The sequence below is a fragment of the Lactobacillus sp. RTP31084st1_F9_RTP31084_210423 genome (genome assembly GCF_040919545.1).
Lineage (GTDB): Bacteria > Bacillota > Bacilli > Lactobacillales > Lactobacillaceae > Lactobacillus > Lactobacillus paragasseri.
On record NZ_JBCOVH010000001.1, the window covers coordinates 1 to 18195 of the forward strand.

20 protein-coding genes and 3 pseudogenes are annotated in these 18195 nt (G+C 43.1%); 4 read left to right on the forward strand and 19 right to left on the reverse strand.

Features of this window, described 5'->3' with window-relative positions:
* From AB5359_RS00005 to AB5359_RS00020, 4 genes and pseudogenes are all read left to right on the forward strand, one after another.
* Positions 1-622, forward strand: a pseudogene (locus tag AB5359_RS00005) (adhesin); the annotation flags it as partial.
* A 68-nt stretch (positions 623-690) separates the two neighbouring features.
* Positions 691-771: pseudogene (locus AB5359_RS00010) on the forward strand (hypothetical protein); the annotation flags it as partial.
* Positions 769-2037: a MucBP domain-containing protein gene (locus AB5359_RS00015; protein WP_368279985.1), complete on the forward strand. Its 1269-nt coding sequence runs from the start codon at positions 769-771 to the stop codon at positions 2035-2037. The pseudogene AB5359_RS00010 and the gene AB5359_RS00015, both read left to right, overlap by 3 nt.
* 11 nt (positions 2038-2048) lie before the next feature.
* A pseudogene (locus tag AB5359_RS00020) lies at positions 2049-2302 on the forward strand (MarR family transcriptional regulator); the annotation flags it as partial.
* A 65-nt stretch (positions 2303-2367) separates the two neighbouring features.
* On the opposite strand, the gene AB5359_RS00025 reads toward AB5359_RS00020, so the two are convergent.
* The 19 genes from AB5359_RS00025 to AB5359_RS00115 form a co-directional block, all read right to left on the reverse strand.
* Entirely contained in the window at positions 2368-3945 is a 1578-nt protein-coding gene (locus AB5359_RS00025) for a recombinase family protein (protein WP_007124169.1), read from the reverse strand.
* Positions 3938-5596, reverse strand: coding sequence for a recombinase family protein (locus tag AB5359_RS00030; protein WP_007124170.1), 1659 nt, complete (start codon positions 5594-5596; stop codon positions 3938-3940). Before AB5359_RS00030 ends, AB5359_RS00025 begins: the two co-directional genes overlap by 8 nt.
* Positions 5597-5631: 35 nt before the next feature.
* A complete protein-coding gene (locus AB5359_RS00035) occupies positions 5632-5865 on the reverse strand; it encodes an SHOCT domain-containing protein (protein ID WP_007124171.1) in 234 nt (77 codons plus the stop codon).
* Between the two features lie 92 nt (positions 5866-5957).
* Complete coding sequence (locus AB5359_RS00040) at positions 5958-6836, reverse strand: GH25 family lysozyme (protein WP_007124172.1); 879 nt, start codon at positions 6834-6836, stop codon at positions 5958-5960.
* A complete protein-coding gene (locus tag AB5359_RS00045; protein ID WP_003671994.1) occupies positions 6833-7246 on the reverse strand; it encodes a holin family protein in 414 nt (137 codons plus the stop codon). The genes AB5359_RS00040 and AB5359_RS00045 overlap by 4 nt, the downstream gene beginning before the upstream one ends.
* Entirely contained in the window at positions 7233-7616 is a 384-nt protein-coding gene (locus tag AB5359_RS00050; RefSeq protein ID WP_003671993.1) for a phage head closure protein, read from the reverse strand. The genes AB5359_RS00045 and AB5359_RS00050 overlap by 14 nt, the downstream gene beginning before the upstream one ends.
* The gene (locus AB5359_RS00055) at positions 7616-7894 is read right to left on the reverse strand and encodes a head-tail connector protein (protein WP_007124173.1); all 279 of its coding nucleotides are present in this window, start codon (positions 7892-7894) and stop codon (positions 7616-7618) included. The genes AB5359_RS00050 and AB5359_RS00055 overlap by 1 nt, the downstream gene beginning before the upstream one ends.
* Before the next feature lie 16 nt (positions 7895-7910).
* Positions 7911-9089: a phage major capsid protein gene (locus AB5359_RS00060; RefSeq protein WP_007124174.1), complete on the reverse strand. Its 1179-nt coding sequence runs from the start codon at positions 9087-9089 to the stop codon at positions 7911-7913.
* Positions 9090-9107: 18 nt separating this feature from the next.
* Entirely contained in the window at positions 9108-9779 is a 672-nt protein-coding gene (locus AB5359_RS00065; protein WP_003671987.1) for a head maturation protease, ClpP-related, read from the reverse strand.
* Positions 9776-11041: a phage portal protein gene (locus AB5359_RS00070; protein ID WP_186433499.1), complete on the reverse strand. Its 1266-nt coding sequence runs from the start codon at positions 11039-11041 to the stop codon at positions 9776-9778. Before AB5359_RS00070 ends, AB5359_RS00065 begins: the two co-directional genes overlap by 4 nt.
* A gap of 28 nt (positions 11042-11069) precedes the next feature.
* Entirely contained in the window at positions 11070-12668 is a 1599-nt protein-coding gene (locus AB5359_RS00075; RefSeq protein WP_040458871.1) for a terminase large subunit, read from the reverse strand.
* Between the two features lie 67 nt (positions 12669-12735).
* Positions 12736-12942 carry a DUF5049 domain-containing protein gene (locus AB5359_RS00080; RefSeq protein ID WP_368279909.1) on the reverse strand — a complete coding sequence of 69 codons (207 nt, stop codon included), beginning with the start codon at positions 12940-12942 and terminating at the stop codon, positions 12736-12738.
* 2 nt (positions 12943-12944) lie between these two features.
* Entirely contained in the window at positions 12945-13565 is a 621-nt protein-coding gene (locus AB5359_RS00085) for a hypothetical protein (protein ID WP_007124178.1), read from the reverse strand.
* A 72-nt stretch (positions 13566-13637) separates the two neighbouring features.
* Positions 13638-14864 carry a site-specific DNA-methyltransferase gene (locus tag AB5359_RS00090; protein ID WP_007124179.1) on the reverse strand — a complete coding sequence of 409 codons (1227 nt, stop codon included), beginning with the start codon at positions 14862-14864 and terminating at the stop codon, positions 13638-13640.
* The gene (locus tag AB5359_RS00095; protein WP_007124180.1) at positions 14864-15406 is read right to left on the reverse strand and encodes a P27 family phage terminase small subunit; all 543 of its coding nucleotides are present in this window, start codon (positions 15404-15406) and stop codon (positions 14864-14866) included. Before AB5359_RS00095 ends, AB5359_RS00090 begins: the two co-directional genes overlap by 1 nt.
* A 119-nt stretch (positions 15407-15525) precedes the next feature.
* Positions 15526-15903, reverse strand: a complete 378-nt coding sequence (locus AB5359_RS00100; RefSeq protein ID WP_003671980.1) for an HNH endonuclease — start codon at positions 15901-15903, stop codon at positions 15526-15528.
* A gap of 148 nt (positions 15904-16051) precedes the next feature.
* The gene (locus tag AB5359_RS00105; RefSeq protein WP_003671979.1) at positions 16052-16519 is read right to left on the reverse strand and encodes a hypothetical protein; all 468 of its coding nucleotides are present in this window, start codon (positions 16517-16519) and stop codon (positions 16052-16054) included.
* Positions 16516-17871, reverse strand: a complete 1356-nt coding sequence (locus AB5359_RS00110; protein ID WP_013923822.1) for a DEAD/DEAH box helicase — start codon at positions 17869-17871, stop codon at positions 16516-16518. Before AB5359_RS00110 ends, AB5359_RS00105 begins: the two co-directional genes overlap by 4 nt.
* A complete protein-coding gene (locus AB5359_RS00115) occupies positions 17852-18133 on the reverse strand; it encodes a VRR-NUC domain-containing protein (protein ID WP_035160419.1) in 282 nt (93 codons plus the stop codon). Before AB5359_RS00115 ends, AB5359_RS00110 begins: the two co-directional genes overlap by 20 nt.
* Between the last annotated feature and the right edge of the window lie 62 nt (positions 18134-18195).

The window sequence follows — 18195 nt, forward strand, 5'->3', positions numbered from 1 at the left end:
AAAGGCCGAAACGACTAGTGCAAGTAGTAGCAGTGCAGCAAAGGCCGAAACGACTAGTGCAAGTAGTAGCAGTGCAGTGAAGGCTGAAACGACTAGTGCAAGTAGTAGCAGTGCAGTGAAGGCTGAAACGACTAGTGCTAAAACACGCCAAACTGTAACTAAGATATCTTACAACACATTATTGCAACAATTACGTACAAGTAAGGCTTTGGCGACTGATAAAGAAGTTCTAACACATGTTACTAAGGATAATTTTCTTGCTTACTTTTCATTAAACGGATCAGCCACTTATGATCAAAATACTGGTATTGTGACTATTACACCAGATGAATATAATAAAGTTGGAAATTTCTCTCTCAAGAGTAAAATTGATATGAATACTAGTTTTACTTTAACTGGTAAGGTTAATTTAGGATCCAATCCTAATGGAGCTGACGGTATTGGCTTTGCTTTTCATAACGGTAATACCACAGATATTGGTAATGCTGGTGGCAACTTGGGTATTGGTGGCTTGCAAAATGCTCTGGGATTCAAGCTTGATACATGGTCAAATGGTTATCAAGCTCCACAGTCTGATAAAGATGGTGGGCTAAAGATGTTGATGGAACTTCCCAAGCGTTAAGTAAGTCTGACGTAAACGGCCAATTTCATGATTTTACAGTTGATTATGATGGAGATACAAGAACATTAACAATCAAGTATACCCAAACAAGCGGTAAGATATTAACTTGGACTACGACTGTCTCGAATTCTAATCAAGCAATGGCAATGATTGTCAGTGCATCAACTGGTGGTGCTAAGAATTTACAGCAATTTGAAATAATGAGTTTTGATTTTAAGCAAGCAGCGACAGTTAATGTTAAGTATGTTGATACAAAAGGTAATCAAATTGCTCAAGGTGAGGTTACTTATCCAAATGGCGCTAATGTTAATGGTACTTATACTACAGGACAATTAGAAATTCCCAATTATAAGTTTGTAAGAATGGATGATGGTACTGCCACTGGAGCAAAAAGTTTGCCAGCGACGGGTACTCTAACAAAAGCTGGAGATAATGGGACGGTTATTTATGTCTATGCACCAGCGTACACACAAACAAGCAAAACAGTTAGTGAAACCATTAAGTATATTGACCAAGATGGTAAAGAAGTAGCAATAGGATATACGGCAGATCCAATTACATTTGTGTCAGTAACTAATCCAGTTGATAACACAACAACAACGTATTACTCAACTAAAGCAAAGACTGCAACGTTGGATGATAATGGTGTGCCAACAGAAGCTGGATGGACAAAAGGAGACAGTACCGATTTCGCAGATGTAGTTAATCCAGAAGTTGATGGCTATAAGGTAATCAGTAATGATGCCCCAAACTCTGATTTGACAAGCGTTGCAGTTCAAACTGTCTACACTAATTCTAGCGATCTTGACTTCACGGTGGTTTATGCCAAGAATGCGCCAACTATTACAACTGAAAGCAAGACGATTAATGAAACTATCCATTACGTCTACAAAGATGGTACGACAGCTCATGATGATTATGTGGCCAAGCCGGTTGAATTTACGCGTCAAGTTTCAACTGATGCGGTGACAGGTGAAAAGACCTATGGGTCTTGGTCAGCTGATCAAAGCTTTGCGGCAGTGACTAGCCCAGTTATTAAGGGTTATACGCCAGATCAAGCTGAAATTGGGGCACAAACTGTGAGTGGTGACTCCAGTGATCTTGATTTCACGGTGGTTTATACCAAGGATGCGCCAACAAAACCAGTTAATCCAATTCAACCAACGACGCCAGCAAAACCAGTTAACCCAAGTCAACCAGCGACGCCAGCAAAACCAGTTAACCCAAGTCAACCAGCGACGCCAACAAAGCCGGTTCAGGCTGGTCAAGCAGCGGCTACTAATTTTGTGGATCAACGGTTGCCTCAAACTGGTGAAACTGATCAACAACACATGACGCTGAGTGGCTTATTACTATTAGCCATGAGTAGTTTGTTAGGGCTCTTTGGAATGACTAAGCGGCAGCGCAAAGAATAGGATGATATTATATGCTAAATCATCGGCAAACTAAGATCCTGTTTGAGAGCTTAGCAACCCTACAGGCTATTCAGAAACAAGCATACCAGATGTTAATGCAAGGGCTGACCACAACTGGTTTCTCAATGCGTGAGTGGGAAAATTAATCTATCTGGAACAACACGGACAAGCCACTGCTAGTGAATTAGCTGATGCGTTCATGGTTACGCGCACACTAATTTCCAGAAACACTTGGCGACTGATTCAAGATAATTTAATTCAATCTGCCAAAATTAATAAACTAAAAAACAGCACCCAGCCAAAATAGCTGAGTGCCGTACACCATAAATTTCACATATTAACTCTAATTACTTCACCATCTTTGAACGTGAATTCCATGTAGCGTTGGAAGATGGTGATTTTTTCTACTAAACGACGAACCAATTGTTCATCAAAGTCAACTAAGCCATACTTGTGCAATTCGACTAATTTGTTGATTTCATCAAGGTTGTGTAGTTTGGCTTGTTGATCAGTTTCACGACTTTGGACTTTTTCTTTTTGCTTCCGCAGGTCCATGATTTGCTGGGTTAGTGCGTCGCAGTCTTGATGCTGGTTAGCAGCTTGAATTAATTTCATCTGCACTTCTTCTAGTTGCTTATCGAGCTGGTCAAGTGTTGGTCCTTTGGAGCTTTTGATGACTTTCATGATGTTTGCTTTTATCTGTTTACTGGCTAACTCGTGGCCTTCGATTAACTGATTGAAAGCTTCAACAGTGGCTTCTTTTAGAAGGGGTTCTTTAACATTACGAATCATGCAGCGGCGACCAATTTTACTTCTCCTTATCCGACTGGCGCAGCGCCAGACTGCTACTTTTTCTGGTCGATACCACATGTTCCGTTGGAGAATATCACCGCATTTACCACAGAATAATTTTTGAGAGAAGCAATATTTGCCGTTCAGACGTCTATGCTTACCGTTTTTAGTGGTGATTCCGTTACGTCGTTGTTTAATGATCTGCTGTACTTGCATGAAAACAGACTTGGGAATAATCGCCGGGTGATCATTCTCCACGTAGTATTGTGGCATGATGCCTTCATTCTTCACCCGTTTTTTATTAAGAAAATCAACGGTGTAAGTCTTCTGTAAAAGGGCATCACCCATGTATTTTTCATTCTTTAGGATTTTGGCCACGCTGCTAGAGCGCCAATTTTTTGTTTTGCCACCGGTCAAGATACCATCAGCTTTGAGCGAATCGGCGATTTGTTTCATAGTCATTCCGTTTAGGTAGCTATAGAAGATCCGTTTAATGACCTTGGCTTCCTCTGGTTCAATTACTAGATTTCCCTGAGCATCTTTGGTGTAACCGAGGAAGTGATTATGATTGACAAACACTTTACCTTGTTGGTAACGGTATTGAATCCCCATTTTGACGTTTTGCGATAAGGATTCACTTTCTTGTTGAGCAAGGGAAGCCATGATGGTAATCAGAACTTCACCTTTGGCATCCATGGTATTGATATTTTCTTTTTCAAAGAAGATTGCAACATTGATGGCTTTTAAGTCTCTGATATACTTCAGGCAATCAATAGTATTTCGAGCAAATCGGCTAATTGACTTGGTGACAATTAAGTCTATTTTACCGGCTTTACAGGCTGCAATCATTTTATTGAATTGTTCCCGTTTCTTGGTGTTGGTTCCGGAGATTCCATCATCAGCATAGATACCTGCAAATTCCCAGGTGGGTTCCTTTTGAATTAGCTCTTTGTAGTGAGCTACCTGAGTTTCGTAGGAGCTAGCCTGCTCATCATAGTCGGTTGAAACACGGCAATAAGCAGCTACCCGGAGCTTTTCAAAAGGTTGCGGACTACGTTGATGATGGACACTGTTTCCTTTTTGCTGATGGGCAGGAATAATGCGTACTTTACCCAATTAAATCACCTTCACTTTCGATAATGCTGTATAAATATTCGGCTTGCTTGATGGGCTCGTTGAAACGCTGCCTGATGATATTGCGATAGAAGTGGTTGTTAATAGTGACAGCCTTGGTTAACTTCTCTGTTAACTTCAGCCCGCATTTTAGCTTAAAAACTACGATTGAACTATGTACTACAATCTGTTGAACAAAATCCTGAAACGGAGTTTTATCAAATCCTGATAGTTCTTGATCTTGTTGGCACCAATGTAGTAAGGATCGTACATCTTCAAAACTGTTAGCCGAATCAGTATTTCTACTGTGGAGCTCCTTGGCCTTTTCACGGCACTGGTAGGTATCCTGTTCGAGCTGAGCCGTTTGGTTTACGTAGATAGACTTATCTATCAGTCCTGATTGCATCAGTTCGGTTAACGTTTCAGCTTTATGGTTATTTGCTTTGATCCGTTCGGTTAAAGAATTTAGTCGACCGTGGGTGTCACTGTTAACCTGCACTTGCAAGTTTTCTAACAGTGGTTGTAATAAGAACTTCCTGCTGTAAACGAGTTTATTCATCATATTACAGAAAGCCACTTCTAGACTTGCTTCGGGAACTGCCTTAATTGGGCATTGTTTAGCCGATTTTAGATGCCTTTGACAAGCCCAGCAGATTTTATTTGGGCGTGTTTGCCGTTTAAAAGTAGTTCCACAATTACCACAGATGATTTTTCCAGAAAATAGGTAGTGATGTTGATACTTATGGCTATCAGTTTCGATATGGCGTTTTTGAGCCGCATCTTTAAGCAAAGCTTGAATCCGGTTAAAAGTTTCGTGGTTAACCAAACTAGGATGATGGTCCTCAATTAAGTACTGGGTGAGTTCACCTTGGTTAAAATGACGGTGATATTGATCATCACGATAAGTCTTTTGACAGAGCATATCACCGGTGTAATTAATGTTTCGTAAGATGTTAATCACGGTGTTACTTCGCCATTGTCCACCACGCTTTGTTGGTATGTGTTTATGACTCAATCCTTTAGCAATTTGACTAGCTGACATTCCCTTTGAAAATTGTTGAAAGATTTCTCGCACAATCCTGGCTTCAGCCCGATTGATGACTAAGTTGCCATCTTCAATTGAATATCCGTAGGGGGCTGAAGATACTCGAAATTTGCCACTAGCGAAACGTTGCCTAATTGCCCAGCGTAAATTTCCTGCAGTGGAATGAGATTCATCCTGAGCGATACTGCTGAGAATCGATAGAAATAATTCGCTAGCCATTGCTCCAGTATTAATGTGTTCCTTTTCAAAGATAATTGGAATGTTCAACTGCTGCAGTTCTCGAACTATTTGTAAACAGTCGGTAGTATTCCGTGATAAGCGGCTGACTGACTTTGTAACCACGAGGTCAATTCGGTGATTATGACAGTCTGCCAGTAGTTCTTTTAAAGCATCACGCTTCGTTAGTTGGGTGCCTGAGATTCCTTCATCGTAATAGACCTTAGCTAATTGCCAGTCTGAATGATTACTGATGTATTCTTGGTAATGAATACGTTGATTTTCAAGACTTTCCAACTGTTCAATGTTGTCCGTTGAAACCCGACAGTAGGCTGCCACCCGGAGTTGTTTAACATCACGTTGGTAGCTTTGAATTTTAGTAATGGTCGACATGGTAACCCTCCTTTCGTCAGTGTGGTATGTTAGCTCTAGAACTTTGATGTATCAACGCTTCCGGGCCCCAATAATGACGGAAATGTTTGTTTATTTAAGGTATCAATGTCTTCAAATTCAGTGGTCGAGATTAACCCCTTGTTGAGCAGACTTTGAATAATCTGTTTGGATTGTTGATAGTGTAAATCGTTCAATAATTGCTCGGAACTAATATTCTTATTTGTTGTTATTAGTGGTTGATGGGTTACTGGTTGTACTTTCTTTACCATATTTAATTACCTCCACTGATAAGCCAGAACAAGCAGAAAAGTAAACCATGGTAAAAGAAAAAAGCCTGCAGACCGGAGTCCACAGGCAAAAGTTACAATAATTGATTAACTCGTTTTTGAATTTGGGTGGGGTCATAGCCGGCTTGCTTCAAGCGGTTGATTCGTTCATTACCATTTCCCCAGGATCCTCGGATAACTTCGCGTGCAATTTGGTCAACTGACTTACGGTTCAAGAGACGGTTAACCTTTTCTTGGACCACCGCATAGTCATAACCAGCAGCGGTTAAGAGCTGTTGACGATCGGTACCATTACCCCATTGACCATTTAAGACTTCAATAGCTAGCTCATCAGGGTTCTTCCTGGTAACTGGCTGCTTTTTGTTAATGACAGCTGCGTAGTCAATGTAGGCATAATCTAGATCACAGTTGCCATTGACACCTGGAACAGAACCAGTAGAGGAATGTTGCCAGATTCCGTAATTACCATTGTAGTTACAACACGGACCATATTCAGCCACCCAGACGGCATAGCGTTGAGCGACGGAAGGTGAAATGTAATTTTGCAGTGGTGATCGCGAAATATACAGTCCGGCATAGCAACCGTTTTGTTCCAAAACACTACAAAAGCTTTTCACTAAGCTATCACAGAAGTTACGACCATTGGCAAACTGCCACTTTTCTTCTAAGTCAAAGTAGATTGGAAAATCAAAATGACGATTACCAAGGACGGTTAAACAGGCCCGGGCTTCATTGGCTGCATCAGCGGGAGAAACGGCATAGGAATACCAGTAGGCACCCACTTGTAAACCAGCTGCTTTGGCTTGGGTATAATGTTCTGCAAAGTAACGGTCTTCTTGGCTTGCTGACCGACCATAACCAGCTCGGATTAGAACGAATTTAACACCACTTGCTTTGACTGCATTGAAATCCACATGGCCTTGCCATTCAGAAACATCAATTCCAGAAATCATTGATGATCACCATCCTTATCATGTAATTGTTGGAGGACACTCTTTAACTTATCGGGCACAGGTAGACCTAAGCGACTGGTATTTTCTAGTAATGAAATGCCCTCATTAGAGATATAGAAGAAAATTGTAGCAGTACGGATCGCTGAACCATTCTTTAATAGGTAAATATCAAGGCAATGTGCAATACCGACCAATAATAGAATTAGCACTTTGCGCGTAAGCCCACGAAAGCCAATTTCACTGGAGAGTTTATGTTCGTTAATGGCACAAAGTACTCCGGTGATATAGTCCACTACCATGAAAATGAGTAGAACATATAGAAAACCATCCAGTCCGCCTAAGAACCAGCCGAGGAAAGCCCCAATTGCACCAAAGCATGAATTAATTACTGTTAAACTAGTTGTCTTCATTCGGATCATCAACTCCTCTCGAATATTCAGCCTTAATTTCCAGATACTCATGGTTGTACTTAACGTCATCAATAAAGCCAATATTGTAGCCACGACCTTCAAACCAAATGTTGGTTTCTTCGTCAACATCATCACGGTATCGGATGATGAATGACAGTTGTTTTTCCAATTTCACCGTGACCGCTGTGTAGTATTCCTGACCGTGTAGGGCAGAAACTTTTGCCCACACATCGCCTAAGCGAACATCCTTGTACATCGACATTCCGGTATTAGGATTTTCGCCGACATATTTCTTTTTCATCAGCGTAATGCGGCGATCTAGTTCACCAATATCAGCAATCTTACTGACCCGTTTATTTTGCTGTTGCATTAAAATTCCTCCTTCCGGTAAGGGGACAAGATAGCCCGAAGAAACTTGATCATGGCATCAAAATCAGCCGTTTCCCGATATTCGTAAAGGTAAGCTACGGTATAGAGAATCGCGGTATGAATATCATCAGGGAGAGAATCAAATGCTGATAGAGGCTGACGAAGGACATTTTCGACGGTAGCAGTCGCCGATCCAATCAACTTTGTGATGAGGTCATCTTCAACAGTGTTATCAACTCTTAGGTAGGCTTTTGCTTCGGCCAAAGTAATAGCAGCCACATTTCATCAGTCCTTTCTACTTAGCAGCCATGGCAAGAGTTTTAATGGCTTCTGGGAGGATGACTTTGCCATCTACTCGTTGCGAGCCCAAGAAACCGACTTGACCAGTTACAGCATAAAGTTCATTAAGTCGTTTAAAGGTTCGACCTTGACGATCAGCAATCCAATAGTAATTGAAATCACCAAAGAGCACTGGTTTATTAGATGCGGCCATGGATGGCATGAACGGACTAGTATAAACTGGGCAATTGAGGATTCGATCTGGTTGGCCAGCTTGAACAGAAGGCTGCCAGATATATTGACCATTGTTATCCTTCATTTTGCGAATGGTTTTCACGGTATCATCATTCATTAAGAAAACAGCATTTTGACGGTATGGTGCTCTTAAGGAATAGAAAAGTTCGATCAAATCATCAAAAGTCAATGTATCGGCCTTAGCAGCTGTGGATCCCGCAGACGCACCATTAGTGTCGGTTAAGATACCAGTTGGTTGGCCAGTGCCGGTACCCGTTAGGAAGGCTTGTTCTTCAGCATTACCAAGTCGACGACCAAATTCATCAGATAAATAGGACATCAAGTCGAAGGCGGAGTCATTCAGTAGTTCTTCCGATACCTTGATCAGAGTCCCCAATTTGTGAGCACTGAGGGATACTTGACTAAATTGAGTATTAGATTCTGTGTAGGCTGCTTCTTCCTCGAGCCAAGCAGCTGTTCCTTCGCTCGCGACAACCGGAATCTTATGTTCACCGCTATTGGTTTGAATGACATGGCTGATGGTTCGCAGGACGTTGGCTTCTTGAAGCTTTTGAATCAGTTGATTTTCAAACTCATTTGGCACTAGGAAGCCACCATCTGGATCCGTACCTTCTTTTAGTGCATCAACGACCGCATGACCACGCATCATTTGCCAAAAGTTCTGCGCATAAGCATCCTGACCCTTTGGTAATTCTCCAGCAGTCGGGGTATTAGTAAGGGCTTTAGTTGTGGGCTGATTGAGTTCTGCTTCAATTTGGGCTTGCTTATGGAGCCGATCGATTTCCTTACCCAAGTTGACGACGTCTTGTTCCATCTTTTCGTAGGTAGCGTTGTCCTCAGCAGAAAGTACATCAACTTCTTTTTGTTTAGTGTCCAGGAAATACTTTGCTTGCTTCCAAATACGGGCACGCTTTTCTTGTAATTCAGTAATCTTGTTCATTGGTAAGTTCCTCCTAAATTAGTGTGATAACAAAGAAAGCCGCTTTTGCAGCGACTTTACAGAAATAGTAGATTTTGCTTTAGGCTTGAGTTTATTCAATAACACCAGGTCAGATTGCTTATCGGAATACGAGTAACAATCTGTGACATTCTTATTGTCACCCAGCATGGCATCAGCAAAGCCTAATTCGATAGCTTTATTGACGTTCATCCAAGTTTCGTTATCCATCATTGTTGAAATCTTTTCACGGGGCAGGTTGGTTTTCAGCTCATAGGCATTGATGATCGACTCCTTGGTTTCAGCTAGCATTTGCGCAGCGTGGTCGAGATCTCTTTCTTGACCGCCGACAATAGTCAGTGGATTGTGGATCATTAGCATAGCCGCAGGAGCCATTGAAACAGTAGTTCCAGCCATCGCAATTACCGAAGCAGCAGATGCCGCAATACCTGAGATTTTGACATTGACTTCATTCGGGTAATTCATCAGCATGGTATAAATTTGACTGGCAGCGGTACAATCACCACCAGGGGAGTTCAGCCAGAGATCGATTGGATCCTGACTTTCATTAAGTTCGTCTTGGAATACCTGTGGTGAAACATCGTCATGCACCCAGCTATCAGGAGCAATTACCCCAGAGATAGCTAGTTGCCGCTGATCACCATTTTGTTTCCAGTTCCAGAAACGTTTCATTCTTTTGGTTCCTCACTTTCTTTGGTTGTTTGCGTGTTATAGAAATTACCGGCTTGGTTAAGTGGCAGCATATTGCCATTTACCAAGTATTCGTCACCGCCTTCATTAGTAGGGATGCGGTTTAGATCTTCAAGTTCCCGAATATCGTTTGCGGACAACCAGCCATTTTGGCGCCCAATGGCATAGCCGTTCATGCGACTTTCGTAGTCACCGCGCAGAAGGCCATCAACGTTGAACTTAACGAAATATTTTCGTTGATCATCAGCGGACAGTAGCTGTTGATTCATAGCTTGTTCCCAGCGAATACACCAAGGGTTCAGGGTGTACTTTACAAATTCTAGTGATTGTTGCTCGATATTTGAGAAAGTCGAACGATCTAGGTCACCAACCATATGCGGTGGTACACGAAAAATTCTGGCAATTTCGTCGAGTTGGAATTTTCGAGTATCAAGAAATTGCGCTTGGTCGGGTGGAATGGAAAGCTGGTGAAAAGTCATTCCTTCTTCCAAGACAGCAATGCTGTGATTATTAGATCCCGAAAATTGTGACTGCCAACTTTTCCGAAGCCGTTCAGGGTCTTTAACTACATTAGGGTGCTCGAGAACACCACCAGGCGTGGCATCATTTTTGAAGAAAGTGGCTCCATATTGTTCGGCAGCCATGGATAATCCAATCGCATTCTTAGCCATAGCAATAGGGCTGTAGCCGATCAAGCCATCAAATCCTAACCCTGCGATATGAAGGACTTCATCGGACAAGAGAATTACTTGCTTCGATTTATTTTTTGCCTGGTAATCATCGTAGTTGCGAGTATAGGTGTAGTAGATTTCACCGTTGGCAGCACGGTTAACGTCCATTCGATCAGGCATCAAAGGATAGAGCCCAGTGATCTCGCCTTGACCGTTTCGAATGATTTGTGCATAGGCGTTACCCCACAGCAATAAATGGTTCATCATGGTTTCACGAAAGATAAAACTGGTCATTTCTGGATTTGGCGCATCATGAAGCAAAAAATAAAGCGGGTGGTTAATTGCTCGCTGTTTACCACCATCGTTGGTGTATTGATAAATGCGGAGTGGCAGTTCAGCTAATCCTTCAGCCAAGACTCGCACACAAGCATAAACTACTGTATTCTGCATTGCGGTGCGTTCGGTCACATTTTGGCCAGCCATCGAACTGCCGAAGAAAAATGACATGGTGCTGGATAGGGTATTTTGGGGTGAAGCTTTATTAGTATGGAACAATTTATTAAATAGACTCATGGCATCAACTCCTTTCAGTTTTTCGTAATTACAACATTAATAGACCTCGACCATCATAAACAGAGTCACCATTATCCTCATTTCGGATAGCACGATCCAGTCCCATAATGGTGGCCACTACACCATCAATTTTTTCAGTTGACTTAGCTTTGTCAGGTTTAATATTCCCAGCTGGGTCAGTGCGGATATAGATATTATCCATCATCCAACGCAAGACCGGATGACCGCCATGAGCGATCTTCTTTTCCAGAGTTAATCGCATTAGTTCTTTAGTTGGAGGCGTCATGTCCTTAAATCCCTGGCCAAATGGGACCACGGTGAATCCCATACCTTCAAGATTTTGAACCATTTCGACAGCTCCCCACCGATCGAAGGCAATTTCACGAATGTGATATTTCTTTCCCAGATCATCAATAAAGTGTTCAATGAAGCCATAGTGGACGACATTACCTTCCGTGGTTTGTAGATATCCCTGCTGCTTCCAAATATCGTAGGGGACATGATCACGGCGAACCCGCAAATCAACGTTATCCTCGGGAATCCAGAAGTAAGGTAGCAGGGTGTAACCTTCTGAATCATCTCTAGGAGGAAACACCAGTACAAAAGCCGTAATATCAGTAGTTGATGACAGGTCAAGACCACCATAGCAATCGCGGCCACGTAATTCATCGGGATCAACAGGAAAGGCACAAGCATCCCATTTGTCCATCGGCATCCATCGAACATCTTGCTTCACCCACTGATTTAACCGTAGTTGTCGGAAGGTGTTCTCTTCAGCCGGATTCTCCTTAGCTGAATTATAAGCATCCTTAACCTTCTCCATCTTGACGGTAATACCCAGGGAGGGATTAGCTTTCTTCCAAACTTCAGGACTCGACCAATCTTCATCACGCCCGGCACCGTAAATAACCGGATAAAAACGGGGGTCATGTTTACGGCCCTTCATGATGTCGATTGCTTTTTGATGAACCTGGTAACAGATAGAGTGTTCATCATTACCGGCAGTCGTGATTAAAAAGTAGAGCGGCTGCGTTCGAGCATCGCCGGAACCCTTAGTCATGACGTCGTAGAGTTTACGATTGGGTTGAGTGTGTAATTCATCAAAAATTACTCCTGACACGTTGAAACCGTGCTTGGAATAAGCATCAGCAGATAGGACTTGATAAAAACTATTAGTTGGCTCGTAGATCAGCCGTTTTTGGGAAGCGAGGATCTTACAACGCTTTTTTAAGGCTGGGTTCATCCGCACCATATCAGCGGCGACGTCAAAAACAATGGCGGCCTGCTGGCGATCAGCAGCACAACCATAAACTTCTGCACGTTCTTCACCATCAGCGCAGCAAAGCAGTAGAGCAACAGCCGCCGCCAGTTCTGATTTGCCTTGCTTTTTTGGAATTTCGACGTAAGCAGTATTGAATTGACGATACCCATCAGGTTTTAAGATGCCAAAAATGTCGCGAATAATTTTTTCCTGCCAGTCAATGAGGTCAAAAGGCTTACCCGCCCAGGTTCCCTTGGTATGGCATAGGCATTCGATAAATGAAACTGCAAAATCAGCTGCGTCTTTGTTATAAGTAGAGTCCTTGGCCATGAACCTAGTTGGCTTGTAATCTTTTAGTTTTCGCAAGAGGGCATCACATCCTTTCAATTGTACTAAAAAAGCACTGAGTGTTAACTCAATGCTTGATTGATGATTAATTAAACTTGCCAGTTAATATCAAATTTACGTATCCGGCGCGGTCAGTATTCAAGTAATCGATTAAGTCATGGCAGTTATAGTAGTATGCCAGTCTTTTGAAATTTTCCACATCAAACATATTGGCTTCACCAGTGTTGCGGATTTTTAAGACCTGCTGGCGGATTCGGTTACGTTTAGCTAATTCGTCCTTAATTCGATTCATGATTAGTCCCCCTGGTTCTTAAAAGCAGCTGATCCAGTTAAGTTGCGTAACAATACTTTCCGTTGGTCTTTAAACTTGGGACCGATAAATCCTAGGCGTAGCAGGAAACAGCGGAAAGCATATTTTTCATTACTCTCTTCGTGTGGTTCTGACATGATTCGCTGGTGGCTGATGGCATATTGGACCAGCTTGTCGACAAATTGTTGATAAGCCAAAGCATCGTCAAGTTTCACTTCTTTAAACCAATCGAAGGATACCTGTTTTTCATCGACGTTTAAGGGGAGGGCTTCCAGCTGGCAAGCATCCTTAATTAACTGCCCCTTAGCCCAGGTTAGGTGGCGCAGGTTATCAAGAGCCTGATCTGTAAACTTATCTCGCTGGTAGGCTAGGTTCAACTTGATTATTTCAGTAGGGTGGAAGCCTTGCTGTTCAAGATAATCGAGTAAATTGGCCGGGATCTCATCCGGGGATGTTAGGACTCCATCTTTGTTAACAGTGTACTTGCCAATCTGATAAGCGTAGGTAGGTGTGTATTGATATTCGGCCTTTCGATGAGTATAGTCAGCCAGCTTCGTCACCAATTCTTTTCGTTGCTGGCCGTGTACATTAAATTTAATTTCCATCTTCTGTACCTCCTTGTTTGATCACTGTATACATCACTCTAAAGGGTACAGATAGCAAGGAACTTCGACGATTTAAGCCGGCTTCTTTACTTTGCTGTAAAGAATAGTTTTACCATTTCTTTCCACACTAACGTTTTTGCTTGAACCAACCTGTTCAATATAACGTTGCACAATCACATCGCAATATTTAGGATCGAGTTCCATCATGTAACAAATCCGATTAGTTTGCTCGCATGCAATCAGAGTTGAACCGGAACCACCGAATGGATCGAGAACGGTACAGTTGGACATGGTGGAATTCATGATTGGATAGGCTAGTAGTGGGATTGGTTTCATCGTTGGGTGTTCCTTACTCTGCTTTGGGCGATCAAATTCCCAGATGGTGGATTCCTTTCGCCCGGTGTACCATTCGTGTTTGCCATCTTTCTTCCATCCATAGAGTACGGGTTCATGTTGCCACTGATAGGGAGAGCGACCAAGTACTAATGATTGCTTCTTCCAGATACAGCAACCGGATAAATAAAAACCAGCATCTTGGAAAGCACGGCGGAAGTTAAGGCCTTCCGTATCGGCGTGAAATACATAGATGCTGGCATCGTTAGCTATTGCTTGATTCATATTTTGAAAAGCAGCAAGCAGAAACTGGTAGAACTTGTCATCGGCTTGATGATCATTCTTGATCTTGCCAGCTTTGCTAGAGTAATCGACATTGTATGGAGGATCGGTTAATACTAGGTTGACCTTATGATCACCCAGTAATTTCTGGTAGCTTTCTGTTTTAGTAGCGTCACCACATAATAAAGTGTGTTTACCTAAGTGCCATAAGTCACCAGGCTTTGAAAAGGTCGGTTTATCCAATTCGCTATCAACGTCAAAATCATCATCATGCGTATCGTCAGCGGTGCTAAGAAGGTCTGAGATCTCATTCTCGTCAAAGCCAGTTAAGGAAACATCCAAGTCGCTGGCTTGTAAGTCAGTCATTAGCAAGGCCAACTTGTCTTTATCCCAATCACCGCTGATTTTATTGAGGGCAACGTTGAGAGCTTTTTCTTTGTCTTCATTTAAATTAACGACAACACACTCGGCTTCTTTGATCCCTTCATCCTGGAGAATCTTTAACCGCTGGTGTCCGCCAACCACGCGACCAGTTTGCTGGTTCCAGATGATTGGATCAACGTAGCCGAATTCTTTCATTGAGTGTTTTAGCTTTTCGTAGTCAGGATCACCTGGCTTTAAGTCTTTTCGTGGATTGTAATCCGCGGGGATGAGGTCCGTTATTTTCTTCTTAACAAATTTCATTAGTTCATTCCTTTCCGACTTCTTAAGAGTCGTTCCATGACATCATCTTGTGGTGTTGATCCTTGATAAGTCGTGGCATTGTTTTCTTTAACCACTTGAAAAATCTGAAACCATAATTGGCTCGATTGCTTCATGTAGTCACGACTCATGGAAACATATGGTGAAGCAATTGCATTACCAGTGGTAGGGTGGCGAGCGAGAAAACCAAACTTAGAGATACATTCTTCGCACTGGATCCACCGGCTAACGCTAACGGCATATTGTTCAATCAGCTGAGTGTTAACTAGCTTTTCACAACCACGTTCGACCAACCATTCCCAGGTTTCTTTAAAAATATCAGCGGCGTCAAATTCTAAACCATTCTTCTGTTTGGCCTTGAGGTATTTCTTGACTGGCGGCATCACGTGTCCTTCCAGATTAGCTGGTTCAGGCAAATCGATAACAGTTGCTTTTTGACCAGCTTCGAGCTTATCGTGCAGTGATTTAGATTTTCGCCCAGCGCCGACCCGGAATCCGCCACGATTCGTACCATCTTTAGCCAAATCTCTCCCTCCTTCCGGCAGGGGTTAATACCCCGTTTGATTTCGATTTTTTGTACACGAAGGCCCAGGCCCGCTCCCGCGCGAAAAATTTTTTAGGATTTGATGGCCCCCTCCGTGGTTTAGTAATGATATCGACGTGGCTTTTTATGCCAGCGATCATCCATCTGGGCGGTGATGCGGGAGTGGCATGGCTTACATAATGCCATCAGGTTCTTGAACTCGTTGGTGCCGCCGTGTTCCAGAGGCAGAACGTGATGGACCTCGGTGGCTTGGGTATACCTTCCTTGGCTCAGGCACATCTCACAGAAGGGATGGTGGAGCAAGTAGCGTTGACGGATCTTTGGCCAGCCACGATGATAGCGCGGACGACTACGTTTTGGTCGTTGGTAACGATTGTAGTGAGAACTGACTTGCTTAGCATGGACGTCACAATAAGTGTTGTGGGTTAGTCGCGGGCAGCCAGGGTAACGACAGGGTTTCTTGGGTGAGTAGGGCATGACACTCCTCCTTTCTGAGGGTATAAGAAAAGCCCAGCAGTTTTGCACCGCTAGGCTTCAATGTTATAAAGCAAATGCCTTTATCCTAATTTTCTACACTACCATCGTAACATAGATAAGCCGATTGTTTGTTCTGCGTTTTACCTTTCTAATGATGGGATCCATAAAGTAAGAGCGTGAGGTGATCGAGTGCTTTGTTCTTTCGATTGTAAGCAGTGGTTTTCGCAATGAAGTACTTGTCCATCACGATGGTTAGTCCCTCGTTCATTGACTGGTTTGGAGTGCGATAGCAGACATCTAAAACAAAGCGCTCGTCTTCAGATAACTCTTGCCAGGCTGGCTCGAACCACTTGAAGTAAAGTTGGGCTTGTTGGTAGCGTTCATTCAGCTTGGTTGTCTCATCGATGCCATGCAGCAGGCGATGCTCAGTTGGGTTATCTTTTTTACTGCTGCCAGGTACGAAACCGTAGCGTGGCGAACTGACACCAATCATTTGTTCCTTGGCTAGCTTCAGGTCGTCTTGGTAAGAGTCAATGATGAACTTCATACCATCGTAATCTTTCAAGGCTGCGACGGTCGCTCGCCGTTTGTCTAAGTAGTTCCACATGATACTCATGCCATAACACTTCCTTTCAGGTTGGCTTTCACTGCGTTAATTAAAGCTAACTGGGTTTTGTCTTTGCGTTTCAGGGCCGCCAGAATGTTTTCGTCAATGGTGCCTTCAGTGATGATGTGGTGGATAACTACTGGTTGACGTTGCCCTTGCCGCCAGAGCCGAGCGTTAGTTTGCTGGTAGAGTTCCAGACTCCAAGTTAATCCATACCAGATTAAGGTAGCACCACCAGCCTGCAGGTTAAGACCATGACCAGCAGAAGCGGGATGGATCAAAGCTAAAGGAATCTTACCGGCATTCCAGTCCTGAATGTCACGGGGTGTTTTGATCTCACGAACCTTGAAACGACTTTTAATCTGGATTAGATCATGTTTGAACCAGTAAGCTACCAAGACAGGTTTACCATTAGCAGCTTCAACCAAATCTTCAAGGGCATCAAGTTTTCGCTGGTGAATTTGAATAATCTGCTGCTGGTCGTCGTAGACACAACCATTTGCCATCTGGCAAAGTTTATTCGATAGACTGGCTGCGTTGAGGGCATCGATTTGTTTACCCTGGGCTGAAACTACTAGCTGGGCATTAAGCTCATCATAGATTGCCTGCTCACTATTACTCATTTTTACCGGAACGGTGTTCATAGTTAACGGTGGCAGACTCAAGTAATCCTTAGACTTCATAGAAATGGTGATGTCATCAATGGCGCGGTAGATACTTTGTTCAGCACCGGGCTTAGGTTTGTAGGTAAACACTTGATACATGTTTCGCTTGTCAGGGTCAAAGTAGTTCATTCGGTAAGATGAGATGAAACGGCCGAGTCGTTGGCCCATGTCTAGTACGCGGAACTCTGCCCACAAATCCATCAAGCCATTAGACGACGGTGTGCCTGTTAAGCCAACCACGCGCTTAATCAGTGGTCGCACTCGTTTGAGGGCTTTGAAGCGTTGTGAGCGGTAAGACTTAAAACTAGAGAGTTCATCGATCACCAACATGTCGTAGTCAAAGGAATTACCAGAGGATTCAATTAGCCATTTCAAGTTTTCCCGATTAATGATATAAATGTCGACATCTTGCTGCAGTGCTTTGATCCTTTGAAGCTTAGAACCAGTGACGACTGAATAGTTAAGGCCTTTTAAGTGGTCCCATTTTTCAATTTCTTCTGGCCAGGTTTGTTTAGCCACGCGCAGTGGAGCGACAACTAATACCCGTTGAACTTTCCCCTGCTGAATAAGTTGTTTAATAGCAGTTAGGGTAATGACGCTTTTACCTAGTCCCATATCAAGCAAGATGGCTGCTACGGGATGGTCCAAAATAAACCGAGTTGCATATTGTTGATATTCATGCGGTTTGTATTGCATCTAGCATTCCTCCAATCTGTCCAAATTGGTCACAAACAAAGACCTGGTAGCCAAGTTGTTTTAATTGGCTTAGCCTTTGCACTTGGAGTGGTCGGGGGCGTTTACCAGGAGCTTTCATCTCTACAAAGCCCATGTGACCATCAGGCAGGAGGACCAATCGATCAGGTACTCCGGCCATAGATGGCGAGATGAACTTTAGGCAAAGACCTCCACGTTGGTGGGTAGCTTTGACAAAAGCAGTTTCGATTTGTTTTTCTAACATTTGTAAAATCCTTCCTAAACGTTGATATATCGGTGATTCGTCAGGGTTAATGACGGTCGTGA